This window comes from Akkermansia sp. N21169 (genome assembly GCF_029854675.1).
Taxonomy (GTDB): Bacteria; Verrucomicrobiota; Verrucomicrobiia; order Verrucomicrobiales; family Akkermansiaceae; genus Akkermansia.
In genome coordinates this window covers 1-17,091 of sequence record NZ_JARWNC010000023.1, presented here as the reverse complement: position 1 = coordinate 17,091, position 17,091 = coordinate 1, and the positions used below count along the sequence as shown (strand labels likewise).

Below are 17,091 nucleotides of genomic sequence, written 5' to 3'. Positions count from 1 at the left end.
AGAAGACAACAAAACTTCATTCCTGCTTTTTCTATCGGCGGTTCCGGTCTAAAACGGAACCGCTGTTATTTTTTCCTTCACACCATCGGCAGGATCTGTGCTAATACGGCTCATATGATCCATGCAGAAAACAGCTTCACCGGAAAAATCGCCATCGTCACTGGTGGAGCAAAAGGCATTGGCAAAAACATTGCGGAAACATTCGCCCTCCACGGAGCCCAAGTCGCCATCCTCGACAAAGACGAAACGGCTGGAATCCAAACGGTTGCCTCTCTTCCCGGAAACGGACACCTTTTCATCACGGCCGACGCAACACGCCGAGAAGACCTCGAAATGTTTGCTTCCCGAGTGCTGGAAGAATACGGAGCCGTCGACTATCTGGTTAACAATGCCTGCGTCAGTCACGGCGGACTGGAAAGCCGATGTTCCTACGACGACTTCCTGGATGTTCTCAAAGTCGGAGTTGCCGCCCCCTACCTGCTCACTCTGTTGTTCCGCGATGCCTTCAACTCGGGAGGAGCCATCGTTAACATTTCCTCCACCAGGTCAGTAATGTCTCAAGCCGATACGGAAAGTTACACTGCCGCCAAAGGAGGAATTTCCGCCCTCACCCACGGGATGGCCATGAGTCTCGCCTCACGCGGCATACGCGTCAACGGAATCAGCCCCGGATGGATCGACACAGGAGCCTTCGGCCCCCTCTCACACATTGATCACAAACAACACCCGGCCGGACGTGCCGGAACGCCGGACGATATCTCGTCCCTCGTCCTTTTCCTCTGTTCCCCACAGGCCTCTTTCATTACGGGTGAAAACGTTACCGCCGACGGCGGCATGAGCCGCCGCATGATCTACCACGGCGACGAAGGCTGGACCTATACCCCGGCCTGACCACCTCGTCCCCCTTTCCTCCGGCCCAGACGGCAAGCAACGAAAAAACAATTCGTTAAAACAAATTATAATAATCTTATAATAAACATATTACGAATATACACCCTACTATTCATAGTAATTCCCAATGAAAAATTATACAACTGTTTGCAATCAAACCCTCATAAAAAAGTTGCACGCGAATTGTAAATCCGTCAGCCTCCATATTTAAAACAGATGCATACAAAAAATAACATTCTCAAAAGAGAACCAAGAAAAGAAGCACAGGATCCTCAAGAAATTACCACAATTGATTAATTATCAATATTTTATATAAATTCAAAAAATAAGATAATTTTTAAAATTCGATATTTGGGCACAAAAAAACTCCACCCGGATCAAAGGTGGAGTTTTTTGATTTTGGAAATAAATAAAGGGAGGGAATTTACATGCCTTTCAGTTCTTCCACAGCAGCCTGGAGGGACTCAACATCCTCAATGGAGATCACCCTGGCTTCCTTGCAAATGCGGCCCATCATGCCGGCAAGAGTCTTCCCGGGGCCGAGCTCAATAAACAGGCGTTCTCCCTGGTCGATCAACTTCTGCATGGAAGCCGTCCAGCGAACGGAACCACAGACCTGCTTCTCCAGCATCAAACGAATATCTTCCGAACTTTCGACGGGACGAGCTTCATAATTGCAATAAACCGGGATGGAGGGCATGCCGAAATTCACGAGGGCAAGCTCCTCGGCCAGCTTGATTTGAGCGCTCCGCATCAGGCGGGAATGATAGGCTCCGGCTACATTGAGTTTTTTGGCAATCTTGATTCCGGCAGCCTTGGCTCCGGCAATCGCCTTGTCTACTCCTTCTTCCGTACCGGAAACGACGGTCTGTCCCGGACAATTGAAATTGGCGACATCCACATCGCACTCCGCGGCAAGAGCCGTCACGGCATCGTCGGATCCTCCGATCATGGCAGCCATCGTGCCCTTGGTAGCATTGCAGGCCTCTTCCATAAACGCACCGCGCTTTTGGACAAGCCGGAGACCTTCTTCAAACGTATAAGTACCGGCTGCGGCATGAGCGGTAAACTCACCGAGGGAAAGTCCGGCTGCGGCAACCGGAGTCAACGCAGGAACAAGTTCCTTTAACACGGCAAGACAGGCAAGACCGTGAACGTACAAGGCTGGCTGGCAATTGCAGGTACGGGTCAACTCTTCATTCGGCCCTTCGAACATCACCTTGGTCAGAGGTTCACCAAGGGCGGCATCCGCCTGTTCGATCACCGCCTTGGCGGTAGGATAGGCATTCAAAAGATCCTGGCCCATGCCCACTTTCTGGGCACCCTGTCCGGAAAACAATAGTACTGCGTTCATAAATGTGGCAAAAATATTACGCGCATTGCTTCCAGCGGGCAAGCGCGAAAAAGAAAGGCCACGCCTCATCATTAACGGCGTCCCCGCCATATCCATGGGAGGACGCCATTCTTAATAGCATCCGAAAAGCCTCTATCAAACCAGCCGGGCAACCAGGTCTTCACGGTCACCGGGCAGGAAATCCATCGGCGCAATTTCCGGAAGGGTATAGCATCCGGAGGGAATCCGTGTACTGGCGCGGGCGGAAGCAACCATCACCTGGGCCGTCAAAGCCGGATTGTTGATGCGCATCTCGAACTTCAGCATCTGGTTCTGCGTTCCGCCGGACACTCCCTTGCGTTCCATGAGGACACCGTGCCCCATATCGCGCAGGCTGTCTATATCCGGCACCTGGATTACGTGCGTTTCATCGTGGCAGAAGTAGGAATCGGACTTGATGGCCGCTTCCACATCAGAGAACTGGAAGCCGTCCTTCACCACGACATACACCATGCGGCGATGCACGCCGGAACCCGTCGGGATCGTCAGGGAAAGAGCATCGGCAACCCCCTCCTTGGAACGTGCAACCACGCTGTGCCCCATGCTCATACCCGGACCGAAGTTCGTATATGTAATTCCCTTGGGAGCCATAGCCATCATCATCGTACGGATCGCAGAGTCCGTCCCCGGATCCCACCCGGCCGAAATAACCGACACGGCATCATGTTTGATCGCCTTGTCGCCAAGGGAACGGCGCAGGTTCACAATCTGATCGTGGATATCAAAACTGTCCACTGTATTAATACCCTGCTCCAGCAAAGGAAGAGCAGTAGCCTCCACGCTGCGCGTTGGCGTACAGAGCAGGGCAACATCCACATGGCCCAGTTCTTCAATCGAAGCGACCGTCTTGATGCCATGCACGGGAGCACTCCCCGGACGGCGGACAATGCCTGCAAGTTCCATGTCTTCGGCAGCGCGAATGGCATCCACCGCATACCGTCCGATATTGCCGTATCCTACTATAGCTATTTTAATCATAAAACAAAAAGAGTGAAATAATGATGAGTACGGAGGCAGAATAGCAACTCCGCCTGCTCCATAGAAACCACTAAATCACAAAAATCACGTCTGTCGAGGACAACAACGTCCATCCGGTAGATGGAATTTTCAAAATTTTTACCTCCAGCCAAATCCATCCTTCCGTCTCCGGAAGAAATATGGTTGAATCGGAAGAACTACTCAATCCTCCCCACAGTCGACGTCTCTGCTTCATTCCCCGCTCATGAATATCCCCCTTTCCGCATCATTCAGCCTGTTCTTCGGACTCACTCTACCCTTTTCTCTGGCCTCCCAGCCCAATGACATGCCGGGATTGATCCCACTGCCCTCCTCCATCCAATTGCAGGACGGAATGGTCGAATTCAGGGATCTGGGGCCGCTGGCAGCCTGGGCTCGCCAATCTCCCGACGCTCCCATCCGTAGCAAGGAAGACTGGAAACAACTGGGGGATTCTCCCACTAGGGCGGAACTCGCCCCGCTCCCCATCGCCAGCCTGGGTGGAGACCCCGAAGCTTACAAGATCACAGTCAGTCCTGAACTCATCCGCATTGAGGCGCATAGTCGGCTGGGAGTCCTCCGTGCAGCCGCTACCCTTAAGCAGCTTCTGGATGACAACAGCATGATTCCTCAGGGAACCATCGAAGACAGGCCCCGCTTCCGATACAGAGGATTCATGCTCGACTCCGCACGCCACATGCAAAGCCCGGACACCATCCGGAAACTGCTTGACCAAATGGCCGACCTCAAATTCAACCGTTTCCACTGGCATCTCACCGACGACGAAGGATGGCGCATTCCCATCTCCGCCTACCCGCGCCTCACCCAGATTGGAGGCACTCCCGACCCCGGCAACCGGGAACAGGAGCGCAACGGTTCCTATTCCGAGGAAGAAATCATGGACATCGTCCAATACGCCCGTGCCCGCGGCATCGAAATCATACCTGAAATCGATGTTCCCGGTCATGCCGCCGCCATCTCCGCCGCTTATCCTCAACTCCTCTGCCCAACCAATCGCGACAACCCGCCCATCTCACAGCGCAGCAACTCCCTCTCCCACACAGAAGTCCTCTGCATCGGCAACCCCGGCCTGCTTGACTTCCTGGAAACTATCTATCTGGAAACATCCAAACTCTTCGACACCAAAACCATCCACATCGGAGGAGATGAAGTCAAAACCCAATTCTGGAAGAAATGCCCCCTCTGTTCCGCCGCTCTCAGGCAAAGCGGCCTCAACAGTATGGAGGAACTCCAGCTGGCCTTCCTCCGCCAACTCTCCGAACGCCTCGCCAAACACGGCATCCAGACAATTACCTGGGCGGAACATCCTGAAAAAGGTCTCACGCCCGACATAATCGCTCAAGGATGGAGAGGTCATCCCAACCAGACCATCGCCGCCCTCAATGCAGGAATAAAAACCATCTGTTCCGATGGCGGAGGCAAGGGGTACGCTTATCTCGACTTTCCGGGATACCCTAAAACCGCCAAGCCCCTCTGGATGCCCGTCCTGTCTCTCGAACAAGTCTACGCTTACGATATCCCCATCAACCAGGTAGAAGAATCCAAACGCAACCTCCTGCAGGGAGGAGAAGCCGCTCTCTGGACGGAAAACATCCTTTCCCGCGACATCGAAGCCCAAATCTACCCACGTCTCCACGCCGTTGCCGAAAAACTCTGGACTCCACGGGAACGCCAGAATGCGGAACAATTCATGCAACGCCTCGGAAAACTCCGCAAGAGATGGGAAAACAGCGGCATCGCCTTCGAGCAGCCCCCCAATCCTAGCGCTGCCATGGTCCTCCCCGCAACCATCGACACCAACATCCCCGCAACGCGCAATTTCCAGCCGCCATACGCCTTCGACGGAAGGGAAACCACCAGCTTCATCTCCAGCCGCCACATCCAGGAAGGAGACTACTTCACCCTGATTTTAAATGCCCCGGAACGCCTGAGCCGGGTACGAGTTCTCACCGGTCCCTACTTCTGCCGTGACGCTGGCAAGGAAAACGCCCTTGCCGACGGAGCCCTCCTCCAAATCTCCACCGACGGAACCACCTTCACCGATGCAGCTACCTTCCGGGATGGAATCGCAACCGTCCAATGGCCCCAGGGACAAACCGTTAAATCCATTCGTATCCTGACCCAAAAATCCCAGCCTCACAAACTGGCCATCGGAGATATCTTCGTCGAACCCTTCGTCGCGCAGGAAAGTGCTCCTGACGGAAAATAAGATGTAAATTTCTCTTGCCTTCGCCTTCCAAATACTGTTCCATCGCTCCCGGTTTACGGGGTATTAGCTCAGTTGGTAGAGCGTCTCGTTCGCAATGAGAAGGTCAGGAGTTCGAGCCTCCTATGCTCCACCACCCCTTTCCAGCCGCCTTCGGGCGGCTTTTTTATTGTCTTTCAAAGGATTTCGGAGCATCCCATTCACTATTTTGACGATGTTTGATCGTTTTGATTATTGACGGGTGTCCTGTCCTAAAAAAGCGTTACAAGGTTGGAGGGGATGTTTAGAACCGTTTTAAACACAGGGCAAGTTGCCACTTGCCCTGTGTTTTGCTTCGATATGTTGTATAGCAACTGTACTAATAGGAAATTATCATGAAGGTTGTTGCGTACCTGCAAACCGTCCAGCAATCAGGGCATTGGCATAACATATCAACCGTCGTGCTATCGCAATGAGAGTGACTTTCTTCTTTTTGCCTTTTTGTAGCAACTCCTGATAAATGGGTCTGAGAACTTCATTATAACGAGAAGCAACAAGTGCCGCCATATAGACATGTTTTCTCAATAATGGTCGTCCACCTTGAATGGCACATCTTCCGCGCATACATCCGCTTTCCCATTCCCGTGGAGCCAAGCCAGCAATGCCAGCAGCTTCCTTGCGTCCTAATGTACCCAATTCCGGATAATCGATAATTAAAGCTATCGCTATACGAGAACCAATACCTTTTATGGTTAAAATGTAGAGTTAATCTTCTTTGCGGACAGATTGTTGTGCTTTTTTGAATCCTTCAATTGTTTCTATGGGGCACCTTCCCATGTTACGATATCCTTGGTGTGGACACTGGTAATTGTAGTACTTCAGCTATTCATCAAGGTTCTTTTGGAGCTCCTCCTGACTCGTGTATACTTTTTGTCTCAAGGCTATGTCAAAAAAACTCTTCCTTGACCGTTCTGTTGAAACGTTCGGCAAAGCCATTTGTTCTAGGTGTGGCTATACGTGTTTTCCGATGCTTAATATCATTGAGTTCAAGGTAGATTTCATAGTGGTGATGAGTGAGCCTCCCGCAGTATTCCCTGCCATTATCTGTCAAAATGGCTTCTATCTGCAATCCATGCTTCTCATAGAAGGGGAGTACGTCGTTATGAAGGATGAGTGCCGCATGATCGGGCAGCTTGCCCGTGTACAGGTAACCGAACACAAAAGAGCCATAGGTGTCGACGGCTGTTTGCATGTAGACTTTTCCCACTTCCTGGAGTTTGCCCGCATAGAGGGTGTCCTGACAAAGCAGGCAGCTTTGCTCTCCACATGCCTTTCCTTGAAGCAGGGGTTGGCTTTTTCAATGGATTTGATCTGTTCTTCGCTCAGCTGCTTTCCTTGGATGAGGTGTTGGGCTTCCTGCTTCAAGAACCGCTGGTAGCAACTCCCCAGTCCATGGCGTTCCATGATTTTCTGGATCGTTGGCTTCGAGCAGTTTTTGCCTTCCAGTTTCAGGAGTTGTTCGATATGTCCACAGCCTTTTTGAGGATTTTCTTCAACGAGTTCCAGGTTTCGTTTTTCGACTTCGGGAGCAGTTGTCTGCGGATGGGTTTTGTGAATGGAGGGCAGGTCTCTCAACCCTTCAAAGCCTTGTTCTCTGAATCGTTTGCGGTATTCGTAGAATTGGGCTGTCGAGATGCCGCGTTCCCGACATACGCGGCTGACATTGCCGAGTTTTTCGGCGAGTTTGAGCGCTTCGAGACGCTGGTGCATGATTTTGGTTTCTGCTTTCATTTGCTTCTTGTTAATAGATTTTTAATCATTCGGTAAGAAGATTAACCGTACATGGATTCCGGCGAGGTTTCTTCACAGATGCCCCTGGGAATGGAAGTCGGTTTATCGATCACCATGCCCGACCTGCCCGTTCCTGTGTATGGTGTCATCGAGCTCGTCCAGCACGACCTGACGGCAAAGGTCTACAAATCTGCTGCCGCTAGGCCGGATGCCGGGCATGCTGCCTTCAATCACGAACTCCAGCTGGTCACTTACCAGATGATGATCGAAGAAGCCATGGGGAATACTCCTCCGTCACTGGATCTGATCTACCTGGTCAATACGAAGACTCCACAGGTGATCCGTGTACCAGCCAACGAACAGCGCAAGCAGCGCGTCGCCGAGCTGTACAGGATCTCCTACGAAGGCATCACCATCAAGCGTTTTCATCTACAATCCGGGATGCAATGCACTTGGTGTCAGTACAGGACGGAATGCGTTAGGTGACGAAGAAAATAGTGTGGAAACCACTCAGAAGCCAGCCGTCAGGATGGCTTTTTTTAGCCAAGAGAATGAAGATCTTCAATCCAGCATTTGTCATATTATATAAAATCAAATTGACATTTTTACGTTTTTCAAAATAATAAATCTATCGCTTATGCCTGATTGCTCCTGCACACCTTCTTCGCTCCCGGCTTCCTCCGTCAAGGATCTGATACCTCTTGCCGGTGTATTTAAAGCATTGGGGCATCCCGTGCGTTTGATGATCGTGGAGATGCTTCTGGATGGGGAACGTTGCGTCTGCGAACTGCAAAAGAATTCCGGACGCGATATGTCCACAATTTCGAGCCATTTGAATGTGTTGAAGAACAACCGTGTGCTCTCTTGTGAACAGCGAGGGAAGAATGTGTATTATTCCCTGTGTTGTCCGTGTCTTCGCCAAGTATTAGCCTGTTTGAAGGAAAGTCCCATTTTTCAGAGATAAGGACATGACTCTCCAGTTTTTCCGTATCTCTGTCCAACAATTTGATATTCTTCAAAATCTAAATCAATAATAACATGAACAATATTGTCGTTTACGGACCGGGATGCGCCAAGTGTACTGCACTGGCGGATGTAACGAAGCAGGCCATGCAGGAACTCCATTTGGACGCTTCTCTGGAAAAAGTGACGGATGCCATGCAATTTGCCGTGGCGGGAGTACTCGTGACTCCGGCATTGGTAATAGACGGCAAGGTACTTGTTTCCGGGAGAGTTCCTTCCAGGAATGAGATCAAGAAGATTCTTCAGGAAGCTATTCAGGTTGATTCTTCCCGGCAGAAATCTTGCTGTTGTTCCGGGGCGACAGATCCTGCGTTACCTCAAGAAAATGGCTCTCATGCGAAAGAGGCACCCTGTTGCGGTGGAAGCTATTGCAGCAGTGAAGTATCCAAGGGAAGTTCCGGATGGAAAAAGGCTGTCGTCTGGGTGGTTGTTCTGCTCATCCTGCTGGCCATCGTCAAGATCATTAACCACCGGGGAACAGAAAACCGTGAGGAACCAGCCGACACGGCTGTGACGATGCAATCCGGGGTCGAGGCGGTTTATTACGAATACGGGGCAAGATGCCCGACCTGCATTCGCATGGAGACATGGACGAGGGAAGCGGTCGAAAAGAATTTTCCGGTTCAGCTTGAAGAAGGCAAGCTGGCTTTCCACGCCATTCCCGCCGACAAGGAGGCTGTCGGCAAGTATGAATTGGTAACAAAATCCTTGATTCTCAAGGATTGGAAGGACGGCAAGGAAACGCGGTGGGTGAATCTGAACCGCATCTGGGACTTGAGCGACAAGGAACAGGAATTCAAGGCATATGTGGTCCAAAGCGTTCGGAAAGCACTGGATGAAGCTCATTGACCATTTACTTTCCCTCAACATTTTCTGTGTATGGACTGGCCTCTTTTATCTCTATTGCCTATAGGCGTGGCGGCAGCCGTTTCTCCTTGTCCCTTGGCAACGAATATTGCCGCTGTGGGATTTATTTCCCGTGGTACAGGTTCCCGTCATCAATCAGCTATGGCTTCGCTTCTCTATACTCTGGGCCGCGTGAGTGCTTATGTGCTGATCGGGTGGCTGGTAAGCCGGGGCTTGTCATCAGCCCCCATGTTATCATTCTGGATGCAAGAAGAGCTGCCTATGTACCTAGGCCCAGTGATGATGATGGCAGGGGGGGGCATTTTGGGGTTCATTCCGTTCTTTTCCCTAGGGAAAAAACCGGGAGAGGCAACGGCGCAAAGTCTGATGACCAAAGGAGGTGTCTGGGGAGCGTTTGCGTTGGGTTTTCTGTTCGCCCTGGTTCTTTGCCCTCCTTCGGCGGCACTGTTTTTCGGAACGGTCGTCCCCTTGTCCATACAGGCCGGGAGTGCTGGTCCCTTGTTGGGCATTTCCCTGTTCGGTATAGGAACGGCCCTGCCCGTTGTGGTATTTGCCCTACTGCTGACATACAGCGCGGAGAAAGCCGCAGCTACGGTACGCCACCTGCCTGAAATCCAGCAAATCATGAAACTCGTGACGGGGTGGTTCTTCCTGTTGCTTGGTGGATACTGGCTGTTCAGCCGGATTCTTCTCGTTTGATTGTTTATTTATCATCCATTCTTATCATATGATTCAAGATTTTGCCGACTGGCTGGTTTACAGGATATTGGAATTCACTCCCCACACACAACTGGGAGAAGCGGTCAACTTTTTCATATACGATACGGTAAAGATTCTTTTCCTGTTATACGCGATCAGCCTCATCATGGGCGTGGTGAATGCCTATTTCCCCGTAGAACGCATCCGAGTGTTTCTGACGACGAGGAAGCTTTACGGACTTCAATATTTCTTCGCGGCTCTGTTCGGAGCCATGACGCCATTTTGTTCCTGTTCCTCCATTCCCTTGTTCATCGGATTCGTGAAGGGCGGTATTCCCCTCGGGGTGACGTTTGCCTTCTTGATTACCTCTCCTTTGGTCAATGAGGTAGCTATCGCCATGTTCCTCGGAGCATTCGGTCTCAAGGTCACGGTGATTTATGCTGTTTCCGGCATCCTGCTGGGCATGGTCGGGGGAGTGGTGCTGGAGAGATTCAAGCTGGAACGTTATTTGTCTCCCTGGATACGTGACTTGCTGGTTCAGTCGAATGCAGAGAGCAATGGCTGGGAGCGGAAAAAGACACCCTTCAGGGACAAATTCCCCGTGATCATGCGTGATGCCTGGGGGATCGTCAAGGAAGTGGCCTTGTACGTGGTAATCGGCATTGCCATTGGGGCGGCAGTACACGGCTACGTGCCGGCCGGGTTCTTCGAAGAATCCATGAGCCGGGAAAACTGGTGGTCGGTGCCTGTCGCCGTCATCTGTGCGGTACCCATGTATGCAAATGCTGCGGCTATTGTTCCGGTGATTGAGGTATTTGTCGCAAAGGGAGTACCAATCGGAACGGCAATTGCGTTCATGATGGCAACAGTAGGACTTTCCCTCCCGGAAGCCGCTCTTCTCAAGAAGGTGATGACCTGGAAGCTGATTGGTATTTTCTTCGGAACGGTCACGGCGTTTATCATTCTGTCGGGTTATGTATTCAATTTACTGATTTCTTATTAGAAAAAACCGTCACTGGACTTGATCTACCTAGTCAAGACGAAAGCGCCGCAAGTGATCCGGGTCAAGAACCAACAAATAGCGCAAGCAACGCGTCGCCGACCTATACAAGATCGCCTACGAAGACATCACCACCAAGCATTTTCATCCACAACCCGGATCAACTTGAATACATCCTCAACAAATTGTAGGACTATCGAACGAAGCTAACCAGATTCGGTTCCCGCAATAGTTTCTCAAAGACCGACACGGACGCTACCTTCATGCATCTCAAGGAAGATCACATGAAAAACGGTCAACTCAAACCAGCCTATAACATTCAGTTGGCAGTGGAGGCCGAATACATTCTGGATATCGACATCAGCCCCCAGCACTCCGAGGTGCCCCCCCTTATCCCTCTACTCCATAAAATCTCAGAGCACCACTCGGGCAAACTTCCCGCTCGCCTCATAGCTGATGCCGGATATGAAAGTGAAGAAAATTACACATAGCTTGAAGATCATCAAATCACCAGCTTCATCAAACCGTCCCGGTACGAAAAATGCCGTCAGAGAAAATATCGAAACAATACCTATCTGGCAGATAACATGCCTTACGATCCGGTTGCTGACACCTACCAATGTCCGGGAGGAATTTACCGAAGCAAAACATCCCCCCCTAACCTTGTAACGCTTTTTTAGGACGGGACATTTCCTTCATCCAAAAGAGGCGAATCTATAAAACATATTGGCTGATTACCCTATTAAAGCCTACAATATCAAAACTTCCCTTGATCTCGAAATGGATACGACCTATGTTGCTGAAGAACAGATCAAGCTCGCAATCCCGATCAAGAAAACCGCTCGTTTCAACCGAATACACTTGTATTTTATTGTACGGCATTGATGTATAATCCACCTGTTTTCCGGTAATACCTTTTACGTTGACCGCAATGATCCGTTTCGTCGTAAAAACAAGGCAATCCCGCCCGCTCTTGAAAGAGGCGATAATATCCTCCCCTTCGATAATCATCGGAGCAATACGATTCATGACACTTGACGAATCAACTGGAGAGAGCTTGAAAAAACCGTTCTTGAAATCAATCATGATAAATGTGTTTCTGTAAGGAGGTATCCAGGCAAATAAATGGCGAAAAATCAATCACTAATCCACGAATAAGAATTTTATTTCCTTTAAAACCGTGCATTCAAGTTGTTTCAAGAAATGACCAATGATTTTAAACGTGTTTACTCTTCCACACGGAGGATTATGTCCGGGATATTCTGAAAGGAGGAAAAAGCGATGCATGATTTTTATCACTCATGCACTGATTTTGCTGGACTCCTGGAAACTTTCTCCAAGAATGTCTCGAAAATAATCGCATCCCCATGGATATACCAGCCTTTCTCAAGCCTCTGCGCCAATATCCCAACGTCATCGTCCAATTCATCGAACGCATCCCCGGTATCCCGGGTTCTTCCGATCGCGACCAGATCATTGAACTTCTGGAACCATCCCATCGGGCTGAGATCGAACGCCTCGGCGCACGCTGGAAATACCTCCGACGGGCGGAACAGGTACACGGCAACAAAGTCGCTCTCGTCGGCGACATCGGCTCCAACTATCCCATTGAGGGAGTGGACGGCTTGGCGTGCTCCGGCAAGGCTGACTGCATCCTCGGTATCTACGTGGCGGATTGTGCCGCCGTCTGGCTTTACGACAAAGTTTCTCATGGCAGAGCATTGCTTCATTCAGGACGTCGCGGAACGGAATTGAATATTGTCTCCAATGGCGTCGAGTATCTCCGTAAATTCTGCTACGGTACTCCTTCGGAAATCGTTGCCGTCATTTCTCCCTGCATCCGTCCCCCTCATTACGAAATGGATATTCCCGGTACCATCCGAACCCAGTTAATCGAATGCGGCGTCCTGCCGGAAAACATCCATGATTCCGGAGAAGACACTGCCGCCGATCTGGGCAGGTTCTACTCTTACCGTATGGAAAAAGGCAATACGGGCCGCATGCTTGCCCTCTTTGGCCGAGTCGTCCCCGAGACACAGACGCCCTGCTTCCCGGAAGTCAATCCATAAAATGAAAAGACCGGGGTTCTCATTCCCCCTTCTTCTTGATATCGGAAACGGGCGGCATGGAGTTTTCCAACCGTCCGTTTCATGTTGATTCCTGTCTTTGTTTCAAGAAGGGATCACGCGTTCAAGAGCTTAGCAGCTAGCTCCACGCCAATTCCTTTGCGGCGGGCGTAATCTTCCACCTGGTCATATCCGATAGGCCCCATCGCAAAATACTTGGATTCGGGATGGGAAAACACCAAAGCGCAAACGGACGACACCGGAGTCATCATCCAGGAATCCGTTAAATCCATGCCAGCTCCTTCTCGGGCGCCCAGAAGATCGAAAACAGTCTCTTTCTCCTGATGATCCGGCTGGCTGGGATAGCCGCAGGCCGGGCGAATCCCCTGCCCGGCGGCAATACCCCACAATTCGCGCAGTTTTCCATGGGAAAACCCGGCCAGAGCTTCTACCAGCCGGTCGGCCAGGGCCGCTACAATCAGAGCCCGGTAGGAATCCCCTTGTTTTTCGAAATCGGCAGCCCAACGCCCGGCACCATGAATACTGACGGCCATTGCACCCACGTAATCCGGAATTCCGACCGGTGCCACATAATCGGCTAAAGCCAAATCAACCCCGCTAGGGAAATTTTTTTGCTGGCGCACCGTATGCAAGATGCATTGACGAGACTGCCGGGTCTCATCCTTCCAGACAACAATGTCGTCCCCCTCCGCATTAGCGGCAAACAATCCAATCACTCCTTGAGGCTGATACCTGTTTTCACGGACTGCAAGATCCAGCAAAACCCGGGCATCCTTGTACAGGCTGCGTGCCGCCTCCGTCTTCACGCTATCGGCGCAACGAAATTCTTCCTGAGCCGAATTCCAAACTCCCTTCAATTCCCACGCGTGGAAGAAAGGAGCCCATTCGATCAGCGGAATCAGATTCTCCAGCGATACATGGAAGCGGGACACGTCACCGGAACAACAGCAACACGATGTCCCATGGACAAAAGCATCGCCCACAAGTACATTGCCCAGCAATTTAGGCACAGGAGGCACGTATTCTTCCCATGACAAAGAACCTTTCCAGGCACGGGCACGGGCCTCGACCAATGGCAGCACATCGATCGGTTTCCTTTCCGCATACCCGGCACGCAGTTCCTCCTGATGCCGGCTGTATTGCGACACAAAGGACTCCTTGCCGGAACCGACAAGAGCGCTGGCTACCGGCACCACCTGCGAAGCATCCACCGTATGCACCACAGGGTTCGAGTATTGAGGGGCAATCTTCAAGGCCGTATGCAAATCAGAAGTTGTCGCCCCTCCCACCATCAGGGGAATTTTCATCCCCCGGCGTTCCATTTCTCCTGCTACATGAGCCATTTCCTCAAGCGACGGAGTAATCAGGCCGGAGAGCATTACGATGTCCGCTCCGGTTTCCTCGGCGACATCCAAAATTCTTTCGCAGGGGACCATGACACCTAAATCATTCACATCAAATCCATTGCACCCAAGAACAACACCCACGATATTCTTGCCGATATCATGCACGTCCCCCTTGACTGTGGCAATCACCGCCTTTCCGGCCACGGAGGTTCCCGAGCCACTGCTTTCGTCAATAAACGGAGTCAACCAGGCGACGGATTGTTTCATGACGCGCGCGCTCTTCACAACTTGGGGCAGGAACATCTTACCGTCGCCAAACAATTGCCCCACCGTCTTCATACCGTCCATCAGGGGGCCTTCAATCACAGCCAGGGGAGAACCCAGCTTGTTGAAAGCCTCTTCCGTATCTTCGTCTACATATTCCGTAATCCCCTTCACCAAGGCGTACTCCAGACGTTTTTCGACAGGTTCCTCTCTCCATGCAAGTTTGGCTATCTGATGTTCCTCCGAGGCAACTTTCTTCTCGGCCAATAATTTTTCGGCATACTCAGTCAATCTCTCCGTAGCATCTTCCCGGCGGTTGAGCAAAACATCTTCAATCAATTCCAACCTGTCTTTCGGAATCTCGTCGTACACCTCCAGCATCCCCGCATTGACAATGCACATGTCCAATCCCCGATGCGTCGCATGATACAGGAATGCGGAATGCATCGCCTCGCGCAGCGGATTATTGCCGCGAAAAGCAAATGATACATTGGAAATCCCTCCCGATACATGCACATTCGGGAAATGGCTCGTGATCCACCCCGTCGCCTCAAAGAAATCACGGGCATAATTGGCGTGTTCGGCAATCCCCGTACCGACAGTCAGCACATTGGGGTCGAAAATGATATCTTCCGGAGGAAACCCCACTTCATCCGTTAAAATTCGATAGGCACGGGAAGCAATGCGGATGCGATCTTCCTCATTCGTTGCCTGACCGTCTTCATCAAAACACATCACGACTACAGCAGCCCCGTACCGACGGACCAGACGAGCTCTCCTCCGGAATTCGTCCTCTCCCTCTTTCAGGGAAATGGAATTGACAATCCCCTTCCCCTGCATGCATCGCAGTCCTGCTTCCAGTACATTCCATTTCGACGAATCCACCATGAAAGGCACTCTTGCAATATCCGGTTCAGCACTTACGAGGTTCAGGAAACGTACCATCGCTTCCTCGCCGTCAATCAAGCCGTCGTCAAAGCAAAAATCCAACACGAGAGCCCCATTCTCTACTTGGTGGCGGGCCACGGAAACGGCTTCTTCAAACTTCCCCTCGCGAATCAGGCGGGCAAATTTCGGAGATCCCGCCACATTGCAGCGTTCCCCCACAAACAAGGTATTCTTGTCACGTGTATGATCGTATGCCTCGTAACCGGACAACCGCAACGCCGGCTCCTGACATACGGGAATCCTCGGTGCCGCTCCGGCGACTGCGCGAGCTACGGCCCGGATATGTTCGGGAGTCGTCCCGCAACAACCGCCGACAATATTCAACAACCCGTTTTCAGCATAACGCTTCATCATATCCGCCATATCCTCGGGAGATTGGTCATATCCGGTCGGACTCAACGGATTCGGAAGACCGGCATTCGGATAGATGGATAACCAGCAGTCGGCCAAATCAGACAATTCCGCGGCAAAAGGCTGCATCAAATCCGCTCCCAGAGCACAATTGATTCCTACGGAGAAAGGTTTTGTGTGGCGAATGGAATTCCAAAATCCCTCAATCGTCTGACCGGACAAAGTGCGCCCCGCCCTATCCGTAATCGTCACGGATATCATCACCGGCACGGTATCTTCCGGACGTTCCTCAAACACCTCCTCCATCGCAAACAAGGCAGCCTTGGCGTTCAGCGTATCGAAAATCGTCTCCAGAAGCAGCAAGTCGACCCCTCCATCCAGAAGAGCATGGATCTGATCCCGGTAAGCAAGACGCAATTCTTCAAATCCTACCGCCCTGAACCCCGGATCATTGACATCGGGAGAGAGCGATGCAGTTACCGGCATCGGACCGATCGAACCGGCTACAAGCCGCGGCTTGCCGTCCTTTTTCTCAGCCGCTTCGCACGCATCCCGGGCAATTTTGGCAGCGGCAAGATTCATCTCGCGAATCAGCTCTCTGAATTCTTCGTTTTCCGCCATCTTGCGGAAATAAGCCGGAGTCTTATGTCCGCTTTCAGGTTCTTTGTACCAGAAAAAGTCATGCTGTCCGATCACCGTAGAGCCAAACGTACATGTCTCAATGATGTCGGCACAGCCTTCATTCAAAAAACGGTCATGGACGGAACGGACAACATCCGGTCTCGTCAGCACCAGAATATCATTGTTGTTTTTCAGATCCTTGGGAAACTTCTTCCTGTCAGCAAAACGTGCTCCGCGATAATCATCCTCCACCAAACCGAATTTCTGAATATTTGTTCCCATCGCACCATCGAGAATGACGATGCGATTCTTCAATTCACTCTTCAGATAATCAATTCTGTCTTGGCGAGTCATCGTGCCGGGAAGCTACCCGTTCACAGCAGTACGGGCAAGATTAATTCAATCCATGAAAATCTTCATCTATTCTAGAATCTAGCCAAGGACTGGAGAGAACTTCCCTCCCTTGCAAAATGAATGGGAAAAGGGCGGCTCCTCCTTGCGTGTGGAAGAACCGCCCTTGCTGTGTTTCTCTTTTATTGCGTCTTCTGTTCCTATCAGAAGTTGTACCGGTAGCCTATGCTCCCGTTGGCCGAGGTCATCCGGCTCCG

12 protein-coding genes, 1 tRNA gene and 2 pseudogenes are annotated in these 17,091 nt (G+C 51.2%); 10 read left to right on the top strand and 5 right to left on the bottom strand.

The window, feature by feature from the left end:
* The first annotated feature begins 114 nt into the window (after positions 1–114).
* Positions 115–891 (top strand): SDR family oxidoreductase, encoded by a 777-nt coding sequence (locus QET40_RS00780; protein ID WP_280125258.1) that lies wholly within the window; start codon positions 115–117, stop codon positions 889–891.
* A 424-nt stretch (positions 892–1,315) separates the two neighbouring features.
* Here QET40_RS00780 and fabD read toward each other — a convergent pair whose 3' ends face one another.
* Both fabD and QET40_RS00770 read right to left on the bottom strand, forming a co-directional pair.
* Positions 1,316–2,245 carry an ACP S-malonyltransferase gene (fabD, locus tag QET40_RS00775; RefSeq protein WP_280125257.1) on the bottom strand — a complete coding sequence of 310 codons (930 nt, stop codon included), beginning with the start codon at positions 2,243–2,245 and terminating at the stop codon, positions 1,316–1,318.
* A 135-nt stretch (positions 2,246–2,380) separates the two neighbouring features.
* Positions 2,381–3,262, bottom strand: coding sequence for a diaminopimelate dehydrogenase (locus QET40_RS00770; protein WP_280125256.1), 882 nt, complete (start codon positions 3,260–3,262; stop codon positions 2,381–2,383).
* A 244-nt stretch (positions 3,263–3,506) separates the two neighbouring features.
* Here QET40_RS00770 and QET40_RS00765 point away from each other — a divergent pair, with 244 nt between their 5' ends.
* Entirely contained in the window at positions 3,507–5,510 is a 2,004-nt protein-coding gene (locus QET40_RS00765) for a beta-N-acetylhexosaminidase (protein WP_280125255.1), read from the top strand.
* A gap of 57 nt (positions 5,511–5,567) precedes the next feature.
* A tRNA-Ala gene (locus tag QET40_RS00760) sits at positions 5,568–5,643 on the top strand.
* Positions 5,644–6,251: 608 nt separating this feature from the next.
* Here the strand turns inward: QET40_RS00760 and QET40_RS00755 are convergent.
* Positions 6,252–7,277: pseudogene (locus QET40_RS00755) on the bottom strand (IS481 family transposase).
* Between the two features lie 51 nt (positions 7,278–7,328).
* Between QET40_RS00755 and QET40_RS00750 the strand changes: the two are divergent.
* The 6 genes and pseudogenes from QET40_RS00750 to QET40_RS00725 form a co-directional block, all read left to right on the top strand.
* On the top strand, positions 7,329–7,763 hold the full coding sequence (locus QET40_RS00750) for a PD-(D/E)XK nuclease family protein (RefSeq protein WP_280125254.1): 435 nt from the start codon (positions 7,329–7,331) through the stop codon (positions 7,761–7,763).
* A gap of 151 nt (positions 7,764–7,914) precedes the next feature.
* Positions 7,915–8,241: a metalloregulator ArsR/SmtB family transcription factor gene (locus QET40_RS00745; protein WP_280125253.1), complete on the top strand. Its 327-nt coding sequence runs from the start codon at positions 7,915–7,917 to the stop codon at positions 8,239–8,241.
* 74 nt (positions 8,242–8,315) lie between these two features.
* Positions 8,316–9,149: an MTH895/ArsE family thioredoxin-like protein gene (locus QET40_RS00740; protein ID WP_280125252.1), complete on the top strand. Its 834-nt coding sequence runs from the start codon at positions 8,316–8,318 to the stop codon at positions 9,147–9,149.
* 30 nt (positions 9,150–9,179) lie between these two features.
* Positions 9,180–9,866, top strand: coding sequence for an aromatic aminobenezylarsenical efflux permease ArsG family transporter (locus QET40_RS00735; RefSeq protein ID WP_280125251.1), 687 nt, complete (start codon positions 9,180–9,182; stop codon positions 9,864–9,866).
* Between the two features lie 28 nt (positions 9,867–9,894).
* Positions 9,895–10,869 carry a permease gene (locus QET40_RS00730; RefSeq protein ID WP_280125250.1) on the top strand — a complete coding sequence of 325 codons (975 nt, stop codon included), beginning with the start codon at positions 9,895–9,897 and terminating at the stop codon, positions 10,867–10,869.
* Positions 10,870–11,120: 251 nt separating this feature from the next.
* A pseudogene (locus QET40_RS00725) lies at positions 11,121–11,357 on the top strand (transposase); the annotation flags it as partial.
* Between the two features lie 223 nt (positions 11,358–11,580).
* Here QET40_RS00725 and QET40_RS00720 read toward each other — a convergent pair.
* Positions 11,581–11,952: a PH domain-containing protein gene (locus QET40_RS00720; RefSeq protein ID WP_280125249.1), complete on the bottom strand. Its 372-nt coding sequence runs from the start codon at positions 11,950–11,952 to the stop codon at positions 11,581–11,583.
* 281 nt (positions 11,953–12,233) lie between these two features.
* Here QET40_RS00720 and QET40_RS00715 point away from each other — a divergent pair, with 281 nt between their 5' ends.
* Complete coding sequence (locus QET40_RS00715; RefSeq protein WP_280125248.1) at positions 12,234–12,935, top strand: polyphenol oxidase family protein; 702 nt, start codon at positions 12,234–12,236, stop codon at positions 12,933–12,935.
* 113 nt (positions 12,936–13,048) lie between these two features.
* Here QET40_RS00715 and metH read toward each other — a convergent pair whose 3' ends face one another.
* On the bottom strand, positions 13,049–16,837 hold the full coding sequence (gene metH, locus QET40_RS00710) for a methionine synthase (RefSeq protein ID WP_280125247.1): 3,789 nt from the start codon (positions 16,835–16,837) through the stop codon (positions 13,049–13,051).
* Positions 16,838–17,091: the final 254 nt, after the last annotated feature.